The sequence below is a fragment of the Microbacterium kunmingense genome (assembly GCF_023155745.1).
Classification (GTDB): Bacteria; Actinomycetota; Actinomycetes; order Actinomycetales; family Microbacteriaceae; genus Microbacterium; species Microbacterium kunmingense.
On sequence record NZ_JAKNUS010000002.1, the window covers coordinates 146,863 to 165,100 of the forward strand.

The window sequence follows — 18,238 nt, forward strand, 5'->3', positions numbered from 1 at the left end:
CGACCGCCACGGATGTTATCCACAGCCGGCTCGTTCTCGAAAGACGGTGCGCACAGCACCGGGACCGGGCAGGATGGGCCTGAGCGACCATCGCCCGAAGGGATGATCATGACGCACACGACCGATGCGAACAGCACCACGCGTTCTCTGAAGGACTCCCCCGCGGCCAAGGCCGCCAAGACCGCGGTCGCCGCCGCGCCGGCGGCGCGCGCCGCCCTCGGGCTCCTCGGTATCGTGCAGGCAGCCTTCGCCTTCCTGGCGTTCTGGGACCTCGCGCACCGCGACAGCCGGCAGGTCACCGGACCGAAGCCGGTATGGATTCCCGTCATCCTGGTCAACTGGATCGGGCCTGCCGCCTACTTCCTCTTCGGCATCAAGCGCTGACCCGAGCGCGGCAGCTCTCGGGTTATCCCCATGCTCGCCCGGGAACCGCTCGCCTAGACTGAAGCCACCCGCGGGAGTGGTGAAACTGGCAGACACGCAGGATTTAGGTTCCTGTGCCTCCGGGCGTGTGGGTTCAAGTCCCACCTTCCGCACGCGCATCACGCTCGTCCAACGCCGAGATGCCGCATCCCTGCCGCCGCGACCACCCGACGGGACTTCCGTGTACACCGTTCCCACCGCCCTCATCCCCTGGCTCGATCCCGCAGCGATCATCGCGGCCGCAGGACCCTGGGCCCTCGCCGTGGTGTGCTTCATCGTCTTCGCCGAGACGGGACTGCTCGTCGGGTTCCTGCTCCCCGGCGACACCCTGCTGATCATGGCGGGCCTGCTCTCCCACCCCTCCGAGGTGGCACCGAACGGGGTCTTCGGCATCAGTGCCTGGTGGGTGGCGCTCCTGATCGGTCTCGCCGCCTTCGTGGGCGGTGAAGTCGGGTACCTGATCGGACACAAGGGCGGGCCGGCGGTGTTCGAACGGAAGGAATCCGGCGTCTTCAGCCGCCGCAACGTCGAGCGGACCAACGCGTTCTTCGAGCGGTGGGGCGGGCTCACGATCATCCTCGCCCGCTTCGTGCCGATCGTGCGCACCTTCGCTCCGGTGGCAGCCGGCGTGGGACACATGCCCTGGCACCGCTACACGCTCTACAACTTCATCGGCGCGGTCATCTGGGGCTTCGGGTTGACGATGATCGGGTACGGCATCGGTTTCATCCCCGGGGTCGGGCAGTTCGTGACCGACTACATCGACGTCATCCTGCTGGTCGCGGTCGGCGGCACGGTCGTGTTCATCGTCTGGCACTACCTCGCCGAGCGCCGGAAGGCCAAGAAGGCCGCAGCGGCCGGCGAGGACACCGACACCGACGCGGTCGAGGCGCGACAGCTCGTGCTGGACCCCGACGTCTTCCAGCGCGGTCCCGAGCACCGTCCGGGCACGACCCCCGACGCCTGAGCGCCAACGGCGGCCCTCCCTTCCGGGCGCGGGAACGAAAGCGTACCCTCGGGCGCATGACCGCCATCCACACCCCCTCCGAGGCCGAGGTCGACGGCGCCGCGGCCCGGCTGTACGCCGCCGATCGCGAGAGTCTCGGCTACGTGGCGAGCCACACCCGGGTCACGGCGCTCAATCCTGACGCTGTCGCCGCCTTCGAGCAGCTCATCCGCTCCGTCGTCCCGAGCCTCGGGATGCGCCGGTACGAGCTCGTCACGTTGGCGGCGACCGGTGCCCTGGGCTCCACCGCGTGCCGCGCCCACCATGGGCTCAAGGCGCTGGGGTTCATCGACGCGGACGAGCTGGAGCGCATCGCCCGCGACTACCGGACCGCCGGGCTTCCGCCCGAGGAAGTGGCGATGATGGCGTTCGCCGAGAGACTGAGCGGCGACTCCGCCGCGATGACCCAGGCGGATGCCGCCGAGCTGCAGCGTCTGGGATTCAGCGATCGCGAGATCGTCGACATCGCCTTCGCCGCCGCGGCGCGGAACTTCTACAGCCGATCCCTGCATGCCCTCGGCGTCGAACCCGACATCCCGCCCGCCCTGCCCACGCCGTTGCGTGACGCGCTCCTGGCGGGGATGGCCACCCGCGAGACGTGACGGCGGACGGCGCTAGGACGCTTTGGCGGCCTTCTTCCGCGGCGTCTTCTTCTTCGCGGGGCCGCTCGATGCGGCGGAGCCGCTCGCTTTTCCCGACGGCGCGGCATCCTTCTTCTCCGATCGTTCCGCGCGCGAGCGCTCGACACTGGCGCGCAGCGCCTCCATCAGGTCGATGACCTCGCCGCCGCCGTCCTCCTCGTCCTCGGTACCGAAGGTCTCGGCCGTGTCGATCGCGTCGCCCTGCTCGATCTTGGCCTTGATGAGGGTGCGCAGCTCCTCCTGGTAGTCGTCGGTGAACTCGGCCGGATCGAAGTCGCTGGCGAAGCTGTCGACGAGCGCCGCGGACAGCTCCAGTTCCTTGCCCGAGATCTTCACGTCCTCCTCCAGCGACGGGAACGCCGCCTCGCGCACCTCGTCCGACCACAGCAGGGTCTGCAGCACCAGGACATCGCCACGCACCCGCAGCGCCGCGAGCCGTGTCTTCTGCCGGAGCGAGAATCGCACGATCGCGGTGCGATCGGTCTGCTCGAGAGTCCGCCGCAGCAGCACATAGGCCTTGGGCGACGCCGAGTCCGGCTCGAGGTAGTAGGCCTTGTCGAACAGCAGCGGGTCGACCTGATCGCTCGGTACGAATTCGACCACGTCGATCTCACGGCTCTTCTCCGCCGGCAGGGCGTCGAAGTCGTCCTTGGTGAGGATGACCGTCTGTTGGCCGTCATCGTAGGCACGGTCGATGTCGCTGTACGGGACGACCTCCCCGTCGATCTCGCAGACGCGCTGGTAGCGGATGCGACCGCCGTCCTTGTTGTGCACCTGGTGGAGCGACACATCGTGGTCCTCGGTGGCGGAATAGACCTTCACCGGAACGTTGACCAGCCCGAACGTCAGCGCGCCCTTCCAGATCGACCTCATCACACCAGTGAACACCTGTCACACCGCTCGCGGCTACCCTTGCGTCATGCCCGGCGATGAGCAACTGGTCCGCATCGGCGGTCGGCGGCTGCGCCTGACGAACCTCGACAAAGTGCTGTATCCCGAGACGGGCACCACCAAGGGCGAGGTCATCTCCTACTACACGCGCATCGCCCCGGTGCTGCTGCCGCACGTCGCCGGTCGACCGGTGACCCGCAAGCGGTGGCCCGACGGCGTCGGCACCGATGCCCACCCGGAGATGTCGTTCTTCGCCAAGGACCTCGAACCGGGTGCCCCTGAATGGGTTCGGCGGGTGCCGATCCCCCACTCCTCCGGCACCAAGGCGTATCCGCTCGTCGAGGATCTGCCGACTCTCGTCTACCTCGCCCAGGTGGCCAGTCTCGAACTGCACGTGCCGCAGTGGCGCTTCACGGCCGACGGCGAGCGCGGCGATGCCGACCGTCTCGTGCTCGACCTCGACCCCGGTCCGGGCGTCGGCCTCGTCGAATGCGCCGAGGTCGCACGGTGGGCGCGCGACATCCTCTCCCCGATGGGACTCGAACCCCACCCGGTGACCAGCGGCAGTAAGGGACTTCAGCTGTACTGCGCGCTGCCGCCGGGCCAGACGAGCGACAGCGCATCGCGGCTCGCCCATGAACTCGCCCGGGCGATCGAGGCCGACCACCCCGACCTCGTCGTCAGCAGCATGAAGAAGGCCGTCCGCGACGGCCGCGTGCTCATCGACTGGAGCCAGAACAACGGCTCCAAGACCACCATCGCGCCCTACTCCCTGCGCGGTCGCTCGCATCCCACGGTGGCGACGCCGCGCACGTGGGAGGAGCTGGACGACCCGGACCTGCATCACCTCCGATTCGATGAGGTCCTCGACCGTGTCGCGGAGTCCGGCGACCCCCTCGCCGCCTTGGACGCACGGGCCGCGGACCCGGCACCCGAGAGCGGTCGCCCGCTCACGGCGTACATCGCCAAACGCACCGCCGGCGCCACCCCCGAACCCGTGCCGACGGTCCCGACACCCGCGTCGTCGACTGCCGGCGCGCCCCCCCTCTTCGTCATCCAGGAGCACCACGCCTCGCGTCTGCACTGGGACCTTCGCCTCGAACACGAGGGCGTGCTCGTCAGCTGGGCGGTGCCCCGCGGCATCCCGCACTCCACCGCCCGCAACACCCTCGCCGTCATGACCGAGGACCACCCGATGGAGTACGCGACCTTCGAGGGCACGATCCCTCCCGGCCAGTACGGCGCCGGGACGATGACGATCTGGGACACCGGTCGCTACGAGCCGGAGAAGTGGCGCGAGGATGAGGTCATCTTCACCGCCGAGGGTCGTCCGGGCGGCCCGCTCGGTCGCGTGCGGCTGGCCCTGATCCGCACGGGCGGCGAGGGTGAGAGATCCAGTTGGCTTCTCCACCGCATGAAGACGGATGCCGCGGGCCGCCCGCAGGCCGATGCCCAGCCGGTCACGGCGTCGCCTCCTGCGCCCGCGTCCCCACCGGCCGGATCGGAGGAGATGCCCGTAGCCGGGGAGCACGACCTCGACGCTCTCCTCGTCGCCGCGCCCGACGCGGCGTGGCCGCCCCGTCCGAAGGACCTGGCGCCCATGCTCTCGACCTCTGCCACCCCGGCCCGCGCCCGCTCCGACGCCGCGCGCTGGGGCTCGGCATGGGCCGAGGCGAAGTGGGATGGGATCCGCGCCGTCGGCGTCTGGGACGGTCGGCGCCTGCGCCTGTGGGCCCGCAGCGGCAACGAGTTGACGGCGCGCTATCCCGAGATCAGCGGTGAGGACGCCGGGCTCGGCTCGACCCCGGCGATCGTCGACGGCGAGCTGGTCGCCCTCGACCACGGCCGGCCGAGCTTCCCGCTCCTCCAGACGCGCATGAACCTCGTCCGCGAGGGCGACATCGCCCGCGCGGCGGCCCTCACCCCCGTCCACTACTACCTGTTCGACGTGCTCGTGGCCGAGGGGAAGGATGTCACGAGCCTGCCTCTCCGGCAGCGGCGGGCGATCCTGGAGCGCCTCGCCGCGGCATCCCTTCCCGCCCTCGTCACGCCACCGGTGTTCGAAGACGTCGACATCGCGCTGGAGACGAGCGGGCGACTTCGCCTGGAGGGCGTCGTGGTGAAGGATCCCGGGTCGCCCTATCGGCGCGGCGTGCGGTCGGAGTCGTGGCTGAAGGTCAAGCTCACCCGGACGCAGGAGGTCGTCATCGCGGGGATCCGGCCCGGCCAGGGCGGACGGGCGCACACCTTCGGCTCGCTTCTCCTCGGGATCCCCGGTGAGGACGGCCTTCGCTACGCGGGGCGTGTGGGAACGGGCTTCAGTGACCGAGAACTCCGCGCGCTTCAGGAGCGCCTTGCCCCCCTGGCGACGGATCGGAACCCGCTCGTCGGCGTGCCTGCCGCCGATACCCGCGGTGTGCAATGGGTGCGACCGGAGCTCGTGGCCGAGGTCGAGTTCGGCGAATTCACGCCGACGGGAATCCTGCGGCACTCCCGCTGGCGGGGGCTGCGGCCCGACAAGGCCCCGGAAGACGTGGTCCGGGAGGACTGATCAGGCGTGCGCGTCGTGCTCGACGTGCCCCGCGCCCTCGACCTGGAACGTCGAGTGCGCGACGTCGAAGTGCTCCGACAGGCAGCCCTGCAGCTCCCGCAGCACAGCGTCCGAGCGCCCCTCGGCGATCACGTCTGCGGACACGACGACGTGGGCGCTGAAGACGGGCGCGCCCCGCGTGAGCTGCCAGACGTGGACGTCGTGCACGTCGACGACGCCGGGCGTGCCGAGGATGTGCGCCCGGATGTCGCGGACCTCCATGCCCCGCGGGGCGGCCTCGCTGAGCACGGACGCGACCTCCCGGAGAAGCGCCACCGCCCGAGGCACGATCATCGCCGCGATCGCGAGCGACGCGATCGCGTCGGCGGGCGCCCACCCGGTCAGTAGGATCACCACGGCGGCGATGATCACCGCGATCGAGCCGAGGAGGTCGCCGAGGACCTCGAGATAGGCACCGCGGACGTTGAGGTTCGTCTTCTGGGCGGCGCTCAGCAGCCACATCGCGGCACCGTTGGCGATGAGACCGATCACCGCGACGAGGAGCATCACACCACCTGCGACCTCGACCTCCGCGGGGTTCACCAGTCGGGAGACGGCCTCGACGCCGACCCACACCGCGAGGACGACGAGGATGACACCGTTGGCGAGGGCGCCGAAGACCTCCGCCCGCTGATAGCCGAAGGTGCGACGGTCGGTGGCGGGACGCGCGGCGACGACGGCGGCGAGGAGGGCGATGACGAGGCCCGCCGCGTCGGTGAACATGTGCGCCGCATCGGCGATGAGGGCGAGGGATCCCGAGAGGATCGCTCCGACGACCTGGACCACCATGACCGTCGCGGTGATCCCGAGCGAGATGGTCAGGAGCCGGCGGCTCGAGGCGCTGCGCCAGCCGCCGGCGGGCTCGGGGTGAGTGTGCACCGTTCCAGGCTAGATCCGCGGGGGTTCCCCGTGAGCCGGGCACGCCTGTCGGGAATGAGACTCCTTTTCAGCGGATACCGGCCACGTCGTTCGGACTCAGAGGGCCGACAGCAGCGGCGCCAGACGCTCAAAAGCGCGAGCCCGATGGGAGTGCGCGTTCTTCTCCCGCGCATCCCACTCGCCGACGGTCCGCTCGGTCGCCGCGGGCTGACCGTCCGGGACGAAGATCGGATCGTAGCCGAAGCCGCCCGTCCCCCGCTCGGCCGTGGCGAGCCGCCCGGGCCAGATCCCCTCCACCGTGTGCTCCCTCCCGCTCGGCTGAACGAGGGCGATCACCGAGACGAACTGCGCTGCGCGGTTCGGGTCGCGGATGTCGGAGAGCTGGTCGAGCAGGAGCGCGCGGTTCGCGGCGTCATCCTTCCGGTGTCCCGCCCAATAGGCGGAGAACACCCCGGGGGCGCCGCCGAGCACGTCCACGCGGATGCCGGAGTCGTCGGCGAGCGCGGGGAGACCGGTGTGCGCAGCGGCCGTCCGCGCCTTGATCAGCGCGTTCGCCGCGAAAGTCACCCCGTCCTCCACGGGCTCGGGCCCGTCGTAGCCGGTGACGACGAGGTCGGGACGAACCCGGGCCACGATCGCCTGGAACTCGGCGACCTTGTGCGCATTGTGGGTGGCGAGGACGATCGGCCGCGGCATCCTCAGTCCTTGCCGGCGCTCAAGGCTGCGGCCTGGATCTCACGGAGGTCGGCGCAGCCGGCCAGGGCGAGTTCGAGCAGGGCGTCGAGCTCGCGCTTGTCGAAGGGTGCACCCTCGGCCGTTCCCTGCACTTCGACGAAGAGCCCACGGCCGGTGACGACGACGTTCATGTCGGTCTCCGCGCGCACGTCCTCCACGTACGCGAGGTCGAGCAGCGGCTCCCCGTCGACGATGCCCACCGACACGGCGGACACCGAGTCGATCAGGGGGGTCGCGCGCTGCGCGATGAACTTCTTCTCGCGTCCCCATTCGATCGCGTCGGCCAGGGCGACGTAGGCACCGGTGATCGCGGCCGTGCGGGTGCCGCCGTCTGCCTGGAGCACGTCGCAGTCGATGACGATCGTGTTCTCGCCGAGGGCCATGGTGTCGACGACCGCGCGCAACCCCCGCCCGATGAGACGGGAGATCTCGTGAGTGCGGCCGCCGATCCGACCCTTGACGCTCTCCCGGTCATTGCGATCGTTCGTCGCCCGGGGCAGCATGGCGTACTCGGCGGTGACCCAGCCCCTGCCTTTCCCCGTGAGCCACCGCGGGACGCCGTTGGTGAACGAGGCGGTGCACAGCACCCGCGTTCCGCCGAAGGAGATCAGCGCCGAGCCCTCGGCCTGTGTGCTCCACCCCCGTTCGATCGTGATCGGGCGGAGGTCGCCGGGGCTGCGGCCGTCGGCACGGGTGATGTCGGACATGTGTCTCCTTCAGGCCCGGGATGCGGGCAGGTCGATGGCGCCGGTCTGGACGAGACGGACGTCGCGCACCTCGCGTCCCATCAGTCGGTGGGCGAGGCGGACGAAGTCGTCCGCCGATGCCCCGGTGGCCTCGTAGACATGCCGCGCGACCGCATCGGGGCCGGCGAGCAGGTCACGGCTGACCAGCTGGCGGTAGACATCCTTCGCCGTCTCGGTGTCACTGGAGACCAGGCTCACGCCCTGTCCCATGACGTAGCTGATCGCGCCCTCGAGGAAGGGGTAGTGCGTGCACCCGAGCACCAGCGTGTCCACACCGGCGTGGCGGAGCGGTGCGAGGTACTCCTCGGCGGTCGCGAGGACCCGCGGCGTGTCGGTCTCCCCCGCTTCGACGAAGTCGACGAACGCGGGGCATGCCTGCGCGAACACCTCGAGCCGCGCGTTGACCTCGAGCATGTCCTGGTAGGCGCCGGACCCGATCGTGCCCGCCGTGCCGATGACACCGATCCGGCCGTTGCGCGTCGTGGACATCGCCGTCCGAACGGCGGGTCCGATCACCTCGACGACCGGGACGTCGTAGCGTTCCCGCGCGTCGCGCAGCATCGCCGCCGAGGCGGTGTTGCACGCGATGACGAGCATCTTCACACCCTCCTCGACGAGGGTGTCGAGGATCTCCAGGGCGTAGCGGCGCACATCGGCGATCGGCTTGGGCCCGTAGGGCGAGCGGGCGGTGTCGCCGATGTAGAGGATCGACTCGCGCGGCAGCTGTGCCGACACCGCGCGGGCGACGGTGAGACCGCCGACCCCCGAGTCGAAGATTCCGATCGGCGCATCGTTCACGGTCATCCAGCCTACGCCGCGCCACCCGGGCCCCGTGCGCGTCGATAGAGTGACCGCCATGAGCGCTTCCGCCGCGCCGTCCAGCGCGCTTCTGACCGATCGCTACGAGCTGACCATGCTCGACGCGGCCCTGCGCGACGGGACCGCCGAGAGGCGATGCGTCTTCGAGCTCTTCGGCCGGCGTCTTCCCGGCGCACGCCGATTCGGCGTCGTCGCCGGCACCGGACGCTTCCTGCAGTTGCTGGCCGATTACCGCTTCGGCGACGACGAGCTGCGGTTCCTGCGAGATCACCGCGTGGTGGATGCCACGACCCTCCGCTTCCTCGAGGAGTACCGGTTCACCGGCACGATCCACGGCTATCGCGAGGGTGAGGCCTACTTCCCGGGTTCGCCGATCCTCGTGGTCGAGGGCACCTTCGCCGAAGCGGTCGTCCTGGAAACCCTCGCGCTGAGCGTGATGAACCACGACTCCGCGGTGGCGACCGCAGCGGCCCGCATGAGCGTCGCCGCGGGTGACCGGCCCCTGGCCGAGATGGGTTCACGTCGGGCGCAGGAGCGATCGGCCGTCGCCGCGGCACGCGCCGCCTACATCGCGGGCTTCGCCGCGACGAGCAACCTCCAGGCCGGCCGCGAATGGGGGGTTCCGACGATGGGGACGGCCGCCCACGCCTGGACCCTCCTGCACGACACGGAGGAGGATGCCTTCCGCTCCCAGGTCGATGCCCTCGGCGTGGGCACCACCCTCCTCGTGGACACGTATGACATCGAGGCCGGGGTCGAGACGGCGATCCGGGTCGCCGGCTCCGAACTGGGTGGCGTGCGGATCGATTCGGGCGATCTGCCCACGGTCGCCGCGGCGGTGCGGGATCAGCTGGACCGGCTCGGCGCGACACGGACGAAGATCACGGTCACGAGCGACCTCGATGAATTCGCGATCGCCGCTCTCGCCGCCTCGCCGGTGGATTCCTACGGCGTCGGAACCTCCGTGGTGACCGGCTCGGGATCCCCGACCGCTGGGATGGTCTACAAGCTCGTCGCCCGGCAGGATGCGGCGGGCGCCTGGGTTCCCGTGGCGAAGGCTTCGACCGACAAGGCCTCCCGCGGTGGCCGCAAGGCCGCCTTCCGCACGCTGGAGGCGGGCACCGCGACATCCGAACTGATCGCGGTATCCGACGGGTTCGAGCGGATGGCGACCGAGGTCGATCATCCCGATGCCCGGCCGCTGCAGGTGGCATTGGTCGAGGCAGGCGAGACCGACGCGACGGCCCTCGGCCCCGAAGGCGTGGCCCGAGCTCGAGAGCACCACGCCCGCGTGCGGGAGGAGCTTCCCGTCACGGCCCTCGCGCTCAGCCGGTCCGACCCGGCACTTCCGACCGTCTTCGTCGACGTGGCGTGACGGGTTGCACGTGGGGTCGGCTCAGACCATCGAGTCGTAGATCTCCTTGCACGTGGGGCACACCGGGAACTTCTCCGGATCACGCCCGGGTGTCCACTTCTTCCCGCACAGGGCCCGGACGGGCTTGCCGGTCATGGCCGACTCGAGGATCTTGTCCTTCTTGACGTAGTGCGAGAACCGCTCGTGGTCTCCGGGCTCGAGGCTCTCCTCGCGAATGAGCTCTTCGAGCTCGCGGTCGAGGGTGGCGAGGCCGCCCTGGTCAGGGCTGTCGAGGGGCGTGCTCATGAGGTGAAAGTGTACCCGCGCGGTCGGACGCGGGGCAGGCGCCGACGCTCAGGACGACTCGGCGAACTCCATGATCCGGCTTCCCCGACGCTCGAAGACCGCGGCACCCACCGCGATGCCGGAGATCGCCGTGAACGCGCCGATCGCCAGACCACCCCAGAGCGCGAGGGTCGTCGCGTCCTCGTCTCGACCGAGCGAGAGCCACCCCCACCAGGCCACCGGGGCGCTCAGCAGGATCGCACCGATCATGACGAACGCCTGCGCCAGCGCTCCCCCCGACCCGGTGCGCTGCGGCTGCTGGAAGGGGCTGTCGCCGGGGCGCGTGACCGGATACGGCCACATCGCCGAGCTGATGCTCGAAAGCCCCAGGCCGCAGAGGAAGAGCGCGGCGCAGAGTCCTGTCATCGCCGGGAGCGCCGACCACCGGCCGTGCATCGAGATGCTGATCGGGACGGCGACCGCCAGGAGGACGACGCCGATGAGGATGATGGGGACGAGGCGCCCGACGCGGTCGGAGGCGCCACGGACACCGCTGCCGATGTGCATCCAGACCGCTGTGGAGTCGTACGCGAGATCGTTGTGGGGCAGCCATCCGAAGAAGAGCGCCGCCACGGGAACGGGAACGAGCACGGCGATCTCCAGCGGCACGCCCGCGACGAGCAGCGGCACGACGGTGAGCGCGGCGGCGATCGGGATCACGAGCACGTTGACGAGATACCGGCGGTCGGTCAGCCAATAGAGAAGGCTCCGCGCCGCGATCGCACCCCCCGGGGTGCCGGGAGCGACGGCGAACCAGCCGAGACCGCCCCGTTCGCGTCCGGTGAGCGGGCGCTCGGAGGTGGTCAGGAGAACCCGGACCAGAAGGAACCACAACCCGGTGAGGGCTGCAACGGTGAGGAAGGCCACCAGGAATGCCAGGGGCGCGGCCTCGGCGCCGGTCATGACGAGACCAGGGAAGGCCCACGCGGCGCCGAGAGGGGTGAGCGCGAGGATCTCGATCGCCTCGGACAGCTGCGGGGGAACCGTTCCGCGCCACTCGAGCGAGGCGAGGAACACCCCGACGGGCACGACGACGACGAGCACGGCGAGGATGAACAGTCCGGTGAGCTCGCGAGAACGACGGTCGCGCAGGAAGAGGGAGGTGATGGCCATTCCGACCCGCGCGAGCAGTCCGCACGTGGTGACGGCCAGCAGGATGCCGAGCGTGACAGCCCACCACGGCGCTCCGAGCTCGCTCCAGCTGATGCCGGCTGCCACGGTCACCGCGGCGAGCGCCGCGATCGGCACGCTCACGAGTCCCGCCACCGCGAGCGTCGCGGCCAACGGCGTCGGGGCGAGTCCGAGGACGGCGAATCGGCGAGGGTCGAGCGGATCGGATACCGAGGCGACCACGGGTGCGAGCGCGAAGCCGAGGGTGACGCCGGCGCCGCCGAGGACGGTCACGGCGAGCACGACCGGTGGCCGGGCATCGGCGAGGGTCAGCAGGGCCCAGCAGGCGGCGGCGACAGCCGCGACGAGCACGATCACTCCGAGGATAATCCGGGTGGTGTGGCGCCGGTCGCCACGCAGAGCCCCGACGACGAGGGCGAGCCTCAGTCGGAGAACGTGTGCAACCACTCCAGGCCTTCCACGTCGCTCAGTCCCCCGGCGAGCTCGATGAAGCGCTGCTCCAGCGTCAGCTCGCCACGCACCTCGTCGATGGTGCCCTCGGTCAGCACCTGACCGGCGACGATGACCGCGACGCGCGAGCAGACCCGCTCGACGAACTCCATGCCGTGGCTGGACAGGATGACGGTTCCTCCGTGCGAGACGTAGGCCGACAGGATGTCGAGGATCACGGCGCTCGACACCGGGTCGACCGACTCGAACGGCTCATCCAGAACCAGCAGTCTCGGCGAGTGGATCAGCGCGCCGGCGAGCATGATCTTCTTGACCATTCCTGCCGAGTAGTCCGACACCACCCGGTGCAGCGCGTCGGTCAGATCGAACGCACGAGCCAGATCCGCACTGCGCGCCTCGACCACCGACGAGGGGACCCCGCGCAGCACACCGTAGTAGTAGAGGAGTTGGCGACCGGTCAGGCGATCGAAGGTGCGGAGCCGATCGGGGAGGACGCCCATGAGCTTCTTGGCCTGGAGCGGTTTGGCTCCCGCGTCGACATCACCGACCCGGATGGTCCCCCTGTCGGGGCGGAGCAGGCCCGCGATCATCGACAGCGTCGTCGTCTTCCCCGCACCGTTCGGACCGACGAGCCCGTAGAACGTGCCCGCCGGAATGGTGAGGTCGATGCCGTCGACCGCCCGCGTCCCGCCGAATGACTTGGACACACCGCGCACGGTGAGGGCGGCGTGGTCGATGTCGGGCTCGGGCAGGTCGAGACTGTCGGCGAAGGTGACCGAGAGCGGTGCACTTTCCGCGTCGTCTCCGGAGGACAGGTCGACGTCGACGGCCCCCTCCGGCGTCGCCTCGACCGGCGCGTCGTCGAGCGAGGCCTCTCCCGCCGGGATGTCACCTGCGGTGGTGTCCTCGACAGTGGTTTCCTCGACAGTGGTCGCTTCGACCGGGGCCGCCTCGACAGTCGGCGCGTCGACCGGCGTCACCTCGGCCGGCGTGGTGTCGATCGGCGTTTCCTGCTGCGCGACGCTCTGAGCGGGAAGCGGCGGCAGCGGCGGACGCGGCGGGATGACGATCGCGTCGTCGGAGACGGCGGGAAGGGGAGGAATCGGCGGGATGACGACCGTGACGGCCGCCGGGGCCTGCGACTCCGGGGCCGGTTCGGCGATGCTCTGTCCGGACGGGACGGCTGCGGAGGACGTCGGCTCCGGGCGGGACGTCCGCGGCGGGGCCGGGGTCTTCCGCGCAGGGCTCTTCCGCGGCGTGGTCTTGCGCGGGGTACGCGGCGCGCGCGGTGCGCGCGGCGCGGCTTTCTCGACCTTCGCCTCACTGGTCGTGCCCGCTGACGGACGCGGATCCGTGTCATCCTCTGGCGGGGATGACACGAGGGGAGGCACCAGTCTGATCTCGACCTCACGCGCCACGACGCCGTGGTTGTCGCCGTCGGCGAGAGCCGGATCAGCGTCGTCGGGCATCGGAAGTGAGGGAGTCACTGCATCACGCTATCAAGCGCAACCGATTCGGCGAACGGGTTGTGAGCGAACCGTCATCGTTCGATATATCACAAAGCTGCAACGACGGGAAGGTATTATGCCCTCTCCCAGGGGACATGGCTACCATCAGATGGGCACAACGGAGTGTCCAGTCGGTTAACCGACAGTGAATCGCACACTCCAGGAGCAGATCTTGACCGTTCAGACCGTTATTCTCGCCGCGGGCATGGGCTCGCGACTCGGCCGCAGCCTGCCCAAGCCCCTCACGGAGTTGAACGACGGCCGCAGCATCATGCAGCAGCAGCATGACAACATCCGCGCTGCCTTCGGCACCGACGCGCGCATCACCACGGTCGTCGGGTACCGCGCCGAAGCCATCGTCGATGCCTTCCCCGACGTGGATTACGTGCACAACGATCGCTACGACCAGACCAACACGTCGAAGTCGCTCCTGCGCGCCCTCACCGCGACCGGTAAGGGCGGGGTGCTCTGGATGAACGGCGATGTCGTCTTCGATCCTCGTGTCCTCGGCCGCGCCATCGAGTTCATCGAGAACGATCGCTCCTTCGTCACGGTCAACACCGCCAAGGTGTCGGACGAGGAAGTCAAGTACACGCTGGACGAGGCGGGTTTTGTGAAGGAGCTGTCCAAGACGGTCACGGGCGGCATCGGCGAAGCCGTCGGCATCAACTACATCTCCAGCCGCGACAAGCGCGCCTTCATCCGCCAGCTGAATCGCGTCGCGGATCAGGATTACTTCGAGCGTGCCCTCGAACTGGCGATCCTCGAGGACGGGTTGCAGCTGCGCGTTATGGACATCTCCGACCTGTACGCCGTGGAAGTGGATTTCGCCGAGGACCTGGAGCGCGCGAACCTCTTCGTGTGAGTCCGCGGGAGCTGTGAGGCACCCGCTCCCCTTCGCCACAGGCGTCAACACTCAGAACGTGCGGGGCGTCGAGACGGAGGATCGCCGACATGGCTGAGAAGGTGCATCGCATCCACTCGATGACGGATGACGCGCCCTGGCGAGGGGGACTCCCCCCGGTGGGCTCCGAGGAGCATCCGCATGTCGTCCGGCTCCTGGACCGCGTTCTCGCTATTCAGCGTCCCGTGGTCCTTGCGCATCTGCGCAGCATCCGCCTTCGTCACCCGGATGCGACACCTGCCCAGATCATCCGGGTGCTCGAGCGGCGCTATTTGGCCGCCGTCACGACCGGCGGAGCAGCCGTCGGCGCGACCGCTGTCATACCCGGTGTCGGCACCGGCGTCACGCTCGCCCTGAGCGGCGTGGAAACGGTCGGTTTTCTCGAGGCGACGACGTTGTTCGCTCAGTCCGTCGCGGAGGTGCACGGGATCGCGGTGACGGACCCGGACCGGGCCCGCGCCCTCGTTCTCACCCTCATGCTCGGCACAGAGGGCGTCGATCTTCTGCGGCAGCTCGCGCAGCAGGCGGGCGGCAAAGGTCCCGGCCGCGATTCGTACTGGGGAGAGATCATCACCAAGACACTCCCCCGCGCCGCGGTCGGGCCGCTGGTCGATCGGCTGAAGTCGACATTCGTCAGACAGTTCGCCACCCGTGGCGGCGCGAGCTGGCTGGGCAAGGCGTTGCCGTTCGGCATCGGCGCCGCCGTCGGCGGAGCCGGGAACCACATCCTCGGCCGACGCGTCCTCGTGGGCTCACGCCGCGCCTTCGGGCTTCCGCCGGCGAGCGTTCCGCCGGACGTCGAGCCCAAGCCCGGAGCGCAGCGATGGGAATCTGCGGCGACCCGTGGCGTTCGACGTGCGGGCGCGGTCGTCGCCGGCGCGACCGGAGCCGTTGCGCGGACGATCTCCCCCGTGCACCGGACTCGGCGCGACGGGCGTGAAGAGGTCGCACACGATCCGAGCGGCCGCGCCTCCCTCGATTGAGGGCGCTACGTCTCGCCTTGATTCGGGTTCAACCTCTGGTTGAGGGTTTCGGGTGTGGATGTCGGAGGGTGGTGGGATGCTTCATACATGCGTTCGAACCCGCGGCTCACCCTCCTCAGCGACGAGGACCGCTCGGAGCTGAGCGGGGTGCTCACCCGGGTGGAGGCCGCGCAGGTGGCGCTCGCGGCTGCCGAAGCTGAGCAGGCGCGGGCGCTGGCTGAGGCGGGTGCGTTCGCGGCGCGGTTGGCGGAGGGGTCGTCCGCGGTCGTGCGGGACCGGGATATGGCGTTGCGGGGTGTGGCGGCGGAGATCGCGGCGGCGGTGCGGGTGTCCGACCGTGCGGTGCAACGCCAGATCGACTCCGCCTACACGCTGGTCAACGACTATCCCGCGACGGTGCACTGCCTGGAGAAGGGGTTGCTCACTAGGGCGCATGTGGCGGTGGTGGAGGACATCGGCCGACGTATCCCCACCGGGCTGAAGGGTGAGTTCGATCAGCTCGCCGCGGAGATCTGCCTCGACGAGACACCGGGCCGTGCCCGGGCGGAGTTGGAGATCCTCGCCGAGCGGATGAACCCGCGCACCCTCACCGAACGGCACGAGGAGGCGTTTCGGGGGCGGAAGATCGTCCGGTACACAATCGGGGAGGGGATGTCGGAGCTGCGGTCTGCGCACTCCTCGGTGTTGATCGAGGGGATCTTCCAACGCGTCACCGAGCAGGCCAACGCCGTCATCGCCGTTCGGGAACCGGGATCGGGTGACACCCGGTCCCTGGACGAGGTCCGTGCCGACCTGTTCGCCGACATGCTCCTCACCGCCATCCCCACCATCGACCCCACCGGTGACCCCGTCGGTCCCGGTGGACGGCCGGGCGGGCTCGGCGCGATCAAAGCGAAGGTGCAGGTCGTGATCCCCGTCATGGCCCTCATGGGTCAGAGCGATGTCCCCTGCGACCTCGCCGGGGTGGGCCCGATCGATGCGGGAACCGCGAGGCTGCTGGCGGGGAACAGTTACGACACGTGGGAGCGGCTCCTCGTCCACCCGATCACCGGGTTGACGATGGCGGTGGACACCTACCAGCGCACCACAGCCATGGACCGGTTCCTCAAAGGTCGCGACAGGCACTGCCGGTGGCCCGGATGCCGCATGCCCGCCCGCAAGTGCGAGGTCGACCACAACCACGACGCCGCGCTGGGTGGGAAGACGGAGATCTGCAACCTGTGCTGCCTGTGTCAACGACACCACAGCATGAAACAGTTCACCGCCTGGAAAGTGAAACAACTCGACGGCGGGGTGATCGAGTGGACCTCCCCGACCGGGCGGGTCTACATCGACAACCCACCCGGACACGGGGTCCACTTCACCCCGGAAGAAGACCTCCCCGACGACCTTTGGGCGACATGGACGAACCCGGGCATCAAGTTCCGCATCACCCGCGAACACCCCGACGACCCCCGAAAACCCCCACCCTTCTGACGACCCGCATGCCTCTAGGAGGAATGCGGCGACCACCCTTCGGCGTGAGCCCTAGTCGAGTTCGTCCTCGCCCTCGCGGTCCGGTGAGTCCTGCACATCGTCCTCGTCGTCGTCCACATCCGCCGAGCGCAGATGCCACTCCTCCCACGACGCCATGAGGTCGGCCACAGCGGTGTGGAAGCGCGCCGTCGCCGCGCCCGGGGTCGTATCGCCGAAGTAGTGGTGCACCCAGTGCTGGAGACGCGACACCGCCTCGGGATCCCGCAGCACGCGATCGGTCTCGGCGACGACGTCGGACGCGCGGTCGGCGTCGAGCCACTCGCAGGCCGAGAGGTATCCATGCGGGTCCACGGCGGCGGCCGGATCGGCCGGTCGAGTGATCAGGAGGGGCTTTCCGGCAGCAAGTCGGTCGTACACCATCGCGGAGATGTCGACGATGGCGATGTCGGATGCCGCGAGCTGCCACCCCAATTCGGGTCGATCGTCGTGGACGTGGTGGGCGGACGGGTCCGCGGCGTTGGCCGCGCCGAGAGCCGCGACGATACGCCGATGGGCCGCGCCGTATTCAGGATCGACGACGCCCGACCGGGGATGGGGGCGGTACACGATGCGGTGGCGTCCGGTGTCCAGCAGCGCGGTGACGAGAGCCTCCCCGTGGGTACGTATCGACCCGTAGTGCGCGGAGGGACGATCGCCCTCCCAGGTCGGCGCGTAGAGCACCACGGTGCGGTCGTCGGAGGGATAGGGCACCGAACCCGAGTAGTGATCAGCCTGTGGCCTGCCGATCTGCCGCGTGCGTCGGTCGAGGTCGTAGTCCCACAGCACCCGCGACAGCCGGTCGCGGGCGGCGTCGCCCGCGATGAATGCCACGTCGTACGCCTTGTACTGGTTGGTGGTCATGTACATCTTGTCGGACTCGCCGTGGTTGATGAACACGTGCCAGCGCCGGCCGTAGCGGAACATCTGGAAGTTCCTCGTGTTCTGGTTGACGTAGAACACGATCCGGATGTCCTCCGCGATGAGGAACTGCTCCAGATCACGCACGGTGGGAACGAAGGCCACCGGCAGGGCGTCATCCTCCAGCAGCGCCCGCGCACCGGTGACCGCCCGGCTGAGGACGACGACGGGCCAGGTGCGCGCCAGCTCCTGCAGCGGGCGGTACCACTGCCGCATCTGATACATGTTCACCGCGCCGTCGGCGAAGTACACCGCGATCCGGTAATGATCCGTGGGATGCGGCGCAGAGGCCGCCAGCCGTCGCCGGACATCTGCCACGGCGGCTCGATTGTCCAGAGCTCGCCGCACCAGGGCGAGCGCCTTCCCCGCGTCGGACACCCACTTCACCCACCCAGACTAG

Annotated in this window: 17 protein-coding genes and 1 tRNA gene; 9 read left to right on the forward strand and 9 right to left on the reverse strand. The window is 69.6% G+C overall.

Annotated features, from left to right (window positions below):
* Window positions 1-108: 108 nt before the first annotated feature.
* The 4 genes from MA875_RS03415 to MA875_RS03430 all read left to right on the forward strand — a co-directional run bounded on the left by MA875_RS03415 (window position 109) and on the right by MA875_RS03430 (window position 2,031).
* On the forward strand, window positions 109-384 hold the full coding sequence (locus MA875_RS03415; RefSeq protein WP_248240288.1) for a PLDc N-terminal domain-containing protein: 276 nt from the start codon (window positions 109-111) through the stop codon (window positions 382-384).
* A 70-nt stretch (window positions 385-454) separates the two neighbouring features.
* A tRNA-Leu gene (locus MA875_RS03420) sits at window positions 455-536 on the forward strand.
* 68 nt (window positions 537-604) lie between these two features.
* A complete protein-coding gene (locus MA875_RS03425) occupies window positions 605-1,390 on the forward strand; it encodes a DedA family protein (RefSeq protein ID WP_248240289.1) in 786 nt (261 codons plus the stop codon).
* A gap of 56 nt (window positions 1,391-1,446) precedes the next feature.
* Window positions 1,447-2,031 (forward strand): carboxymuconolactone decarboxylase family protein, encoded by a 585-nt coding sequence (locus MA875_RS03430; protein WP_248240290.1) that lies wholly within the window; start codon window positions 1,447-1,449, stop codon window positions 2,029-2,031.
* A gap of 12 nt (window positions 2,032-2,043) precedes the next feature.
* Here the strand turns inward: MA875_RS03430 and ku are convergent, their stop codons facing one another.
* The gene (gene ku / locus MA875_RS03435) at window positions 2,044-2,943 is read right to left on the reverse strand and encodes a non-homologous end joining protein Ku (protein ID WP_248240292.1); all 900 of its coding nucleotides are present in this window, start codon (window positions 2,941-2,943) and stop codon (window positions 2,044-2,046) included.
* 46 nt (window positions 2,944-2,989) lie between these two features.
* Here ku and MA875_RS03440 point away from each other — a divergent pair, with 46 nt between their 5' ends.
* A complete protein-coding gene (locus MA875_RS03440; protein WP_248240293.1) occupies window positions 2,990-5,512 on the forward strand; it encodes an ATP-dependent DNA ligase in 2,523 nt (840 codons plus the stop codon).
* Here MA875_RS03440 and MA875_RS03445 read toward each other — a convergent pair whose 3' ends face one another.
* The 4 genes from MA875_RS03445 to murI all read right to left on the reverse strand — a co-directional run bounded on the left by MA875_RS03445 (window position 5,513) and on the right by murI (window position 8,709).
* Window positions 5,513-6,430, reverse strand: a complete 918-nt coding sequence (locus MA875_RS03445; protein ID WP_248240294.1) for a cation diffusion facilitator family transporter — start codon at window positions 6,428-6,430, stop codon at window positions 5,513-5,515.
* Window positions 6,431-6,526: 96 nt separating this feature from the next.
* On the reverse strand, window positions 6,527-7,126 hold the full coding sequence (gene rdgB, locus MA875_RS03450) for an RdgB/HAM1 family non-canonical purine NTP pyrophosphatase (RefSeq protein WP_248240295.1): 600 nt from the start codon (window positions 7,124-7,126) through the stop codon (window positions 6,527-6,529).
* A 2-nt stretch (window positions 7,127-7,128) separates the two neighbouring features.
* On the reverse strand, window positions 7,129-7,872 hold the full coding sequence (rph, locus tag MA875_RS03455) for a ribonuclease PH (RefSeq protein WP_248240296.1): 744 nt from the start codon (window positions 7,870-7,872) through the stop codon (window positions 7,129-7,131).
* Window positions 7,873-7,881: 9 nt separating this feature from the next.
* Window positions 7,882-8,709, reverse strand: a complete 828-nt coding sequence (gene murI, locus MA875_RS03460) for a glutamate racemase (RefSeq protein WP_248240297.1) — start codon at window positions 8,707-8,709, stop codon at window positions 7,882-7,884.
* A gap of 58 nt (window positions 8,710-8,767) precedes the next feature.
* On the opposite strand from murI, the gene MA875_RS03465 reads away from it, so the two are divergent.
* Window positions 8,768-10,105 (forward strand): nicotinate phosphoribosyltransferase, encoded by a 1,338-nt coding sequence (locus MA875_RS03465; RefSeq protein ID WP_248240298.1) that lies wholly within the window; start codon window positions 8,768-8,770, stop codon window positions 10,103-10,105.
* Between the two features lie 21 nt (window positions 10,106-10,126).
* On the opposite strand, the gene MA875_RS03470 is transcribed toward MA875_RS03465, so the two are convergent.
* The 3 genes from MA875_RS03470 to MA875_RS03480 are packed head-to-tail and all read right to left on the reverse strand — an operon-like array spanning window position 10,127 to window position 13,497.
* Window positions 10,127-10,390: a DUF3039 domain-containing protein gene (locus MA875_RS03470; RefSeq protein WP_248240299.1), complete on the reverse strand. Its 264-nt coding sequence runs from the start codon at window positions 10,388-10,390 to the stop codon at window positions 10,127-10,129.
* Window positions 10,391-10,438: 48 nt separating this feature from the next.
* Window positions 10,439-12,007, reverse strand: a complete 1,569-nt coding sequence (locus tag MA875_RS03475) for a hypothetical protein (protein ID WP_248240301.1) — start codon at window positions 12,005-12,007, stop codon at window positions 10,439-10,441.
* On the reverse strand, window positions 11,983-13,497 hold the full coding sequence (locus MA875_RS03480; RefSeq protein WP_248240303.1) for an ATP-binding cassette domain-containing protein: 1,515 nt from the start codon (window positions 13,495-13,497) through the stop codon (window positions 11,983-11,985). The genes MA875_RS03475 and MA875_RS03480 overlap by 25 nt, the downstream gene beginning before the upstream one ends.
* Window positions 13,498-13,690: 193 nt before the next feature.
* Here MA875_RS03480 and MA875_RS03485 point away from each other — a divergent pair, with 193 nt between their 5' ends.
* The 3 genes from MA875_RS03485 (at window position 13,691) to MA875_RS03495 (ending at window position 16,881) form a co-directional block, all read left to right on the forward strand.
* On the forward strand, window positions 13,691-14,383 hold the full coding sequence (locus tag MA875_RS03485; RefSeq protein ID WP_248240305.1) for a phosphocholine cytidylyltransferase family protein: 693 nt from the start codon (window positions 13,691-13,693) through the stop codon (window positions 14,381-14,383).
* Window positions 14,384-14,472: 89 nt separating this feature from the next.
* Complete coding sequence (locus MA875_RS03490) at window positions 14,473-15,405, forward strand: hypothetical protein (RefSeq protein ID WP_248240306.1); 933 nt, start codon at window positions 14,473-14,475, stop codon at window positions 15,403-15,405.
* A gap of 87 nt (window positions 15,406-15,492) precedes the next feature.
* Window positions 15,493-16,881: an HNH endonuclease signature motif containing protein gene (locus MA875_RS03495; RefSeq protein WP_248240307.1), complete on the forward strand. Its 1,389-nt coding sequence runs from the start codon at window positions 15,493-15,495 to the stop codon at window positions 16,879-16,881.
* Between the two features lie 51 nt (window positions 16,882-16,932).
* Here MA875_RS03495 and MA875_RS03500 read toward each other — a convergent pair whose 3' ends face one another.
* Window positions 16,933-18,225, reverse strand: coding sequence for a CDP-glycerol glycerophosphotransferase family protein (locus MA875_RS03500; RefSeq protein WP_248240308.1), 1,293 nt, complete (start codon window positions 18,223-18,225; stop codon window positions 16,933-16,935).
* Window positions 18,226-18,238 lie beyond the last annotated feature (13 nt).

Excerpts from the sequence above, each read along its gene's own strand:
- MA875_RS03415 (WP_248240288.1), top strand. The coding sequence starts at position 109 with ATGACGCACACGACCGATGCGAACAGCACCACGCGTTCTCTGAAGGAC.
- MA875_RS03430 (WP_248240290.1), top strand. The coding sequence starts at position 1,447 with ATGACCGCCATCCACACCCCCTCCGAGGCCGAGGTCGACGGCGCCGCG.
- ku (WP_248240292.1), bottom strand. The coding sequence starts at position 2,943 with ATGAGGTCGATCTGGAAGGGCGCGCTGACGTTCGGGCTGGTCAACGTT.
- MA875_RS03440 (WP_248240293.1), top strand. The coding sequence starts at position 2,990 with ATGCCCGGCGATGAGCAACTGGTCCGCATCGGCGGTCGGCGGCTGCGC.
- rdgB (WP_248240295.1), bottom strand. The coding sequence starts at position 7,126 with ATGCCGCGGCCGATCGTCCTCGCCACCCACAATGCGCACAAGGTCGCC.
- rph (WP_248240296.1), bottom strand. The coding sequence starts at position 7,872 with ATGTCCGACATCACCCGTGCCGACGGCCGCAGCCCCGGCGACCTCCGC.
- MA875_RS03465 (WP_248240298.1), top strand. The coding sequence starts at position 8,768 with ATGAGCGCTTCCGCCGCGCCGTCCAGCGCGCTTCTGACCGATCGCTAC.
- MA875_RS03470 (WP_248240299.1), bottom strand. The coding sequence starts at position 10,390 with ATGAGCACGCCCCTCGACAGCCCTGACCAGGGCGGCCTCGCCACCCTC.
- MA875_RS03490 (WP_248240306.1), top strand. The coding sequence starts at position 14,473 with ATGGCTGAGAAGGTGCATCGCATCCACTCGATGACGGATGACGCGCCC.
- MA875_RS03495 (WP_248240307.1), top strand. The coding sequence starts at position 15,493 with ATGCGTTCGAACCCGCGGCTCACCCTCCTCAGCGACGAGGACCGCTCG.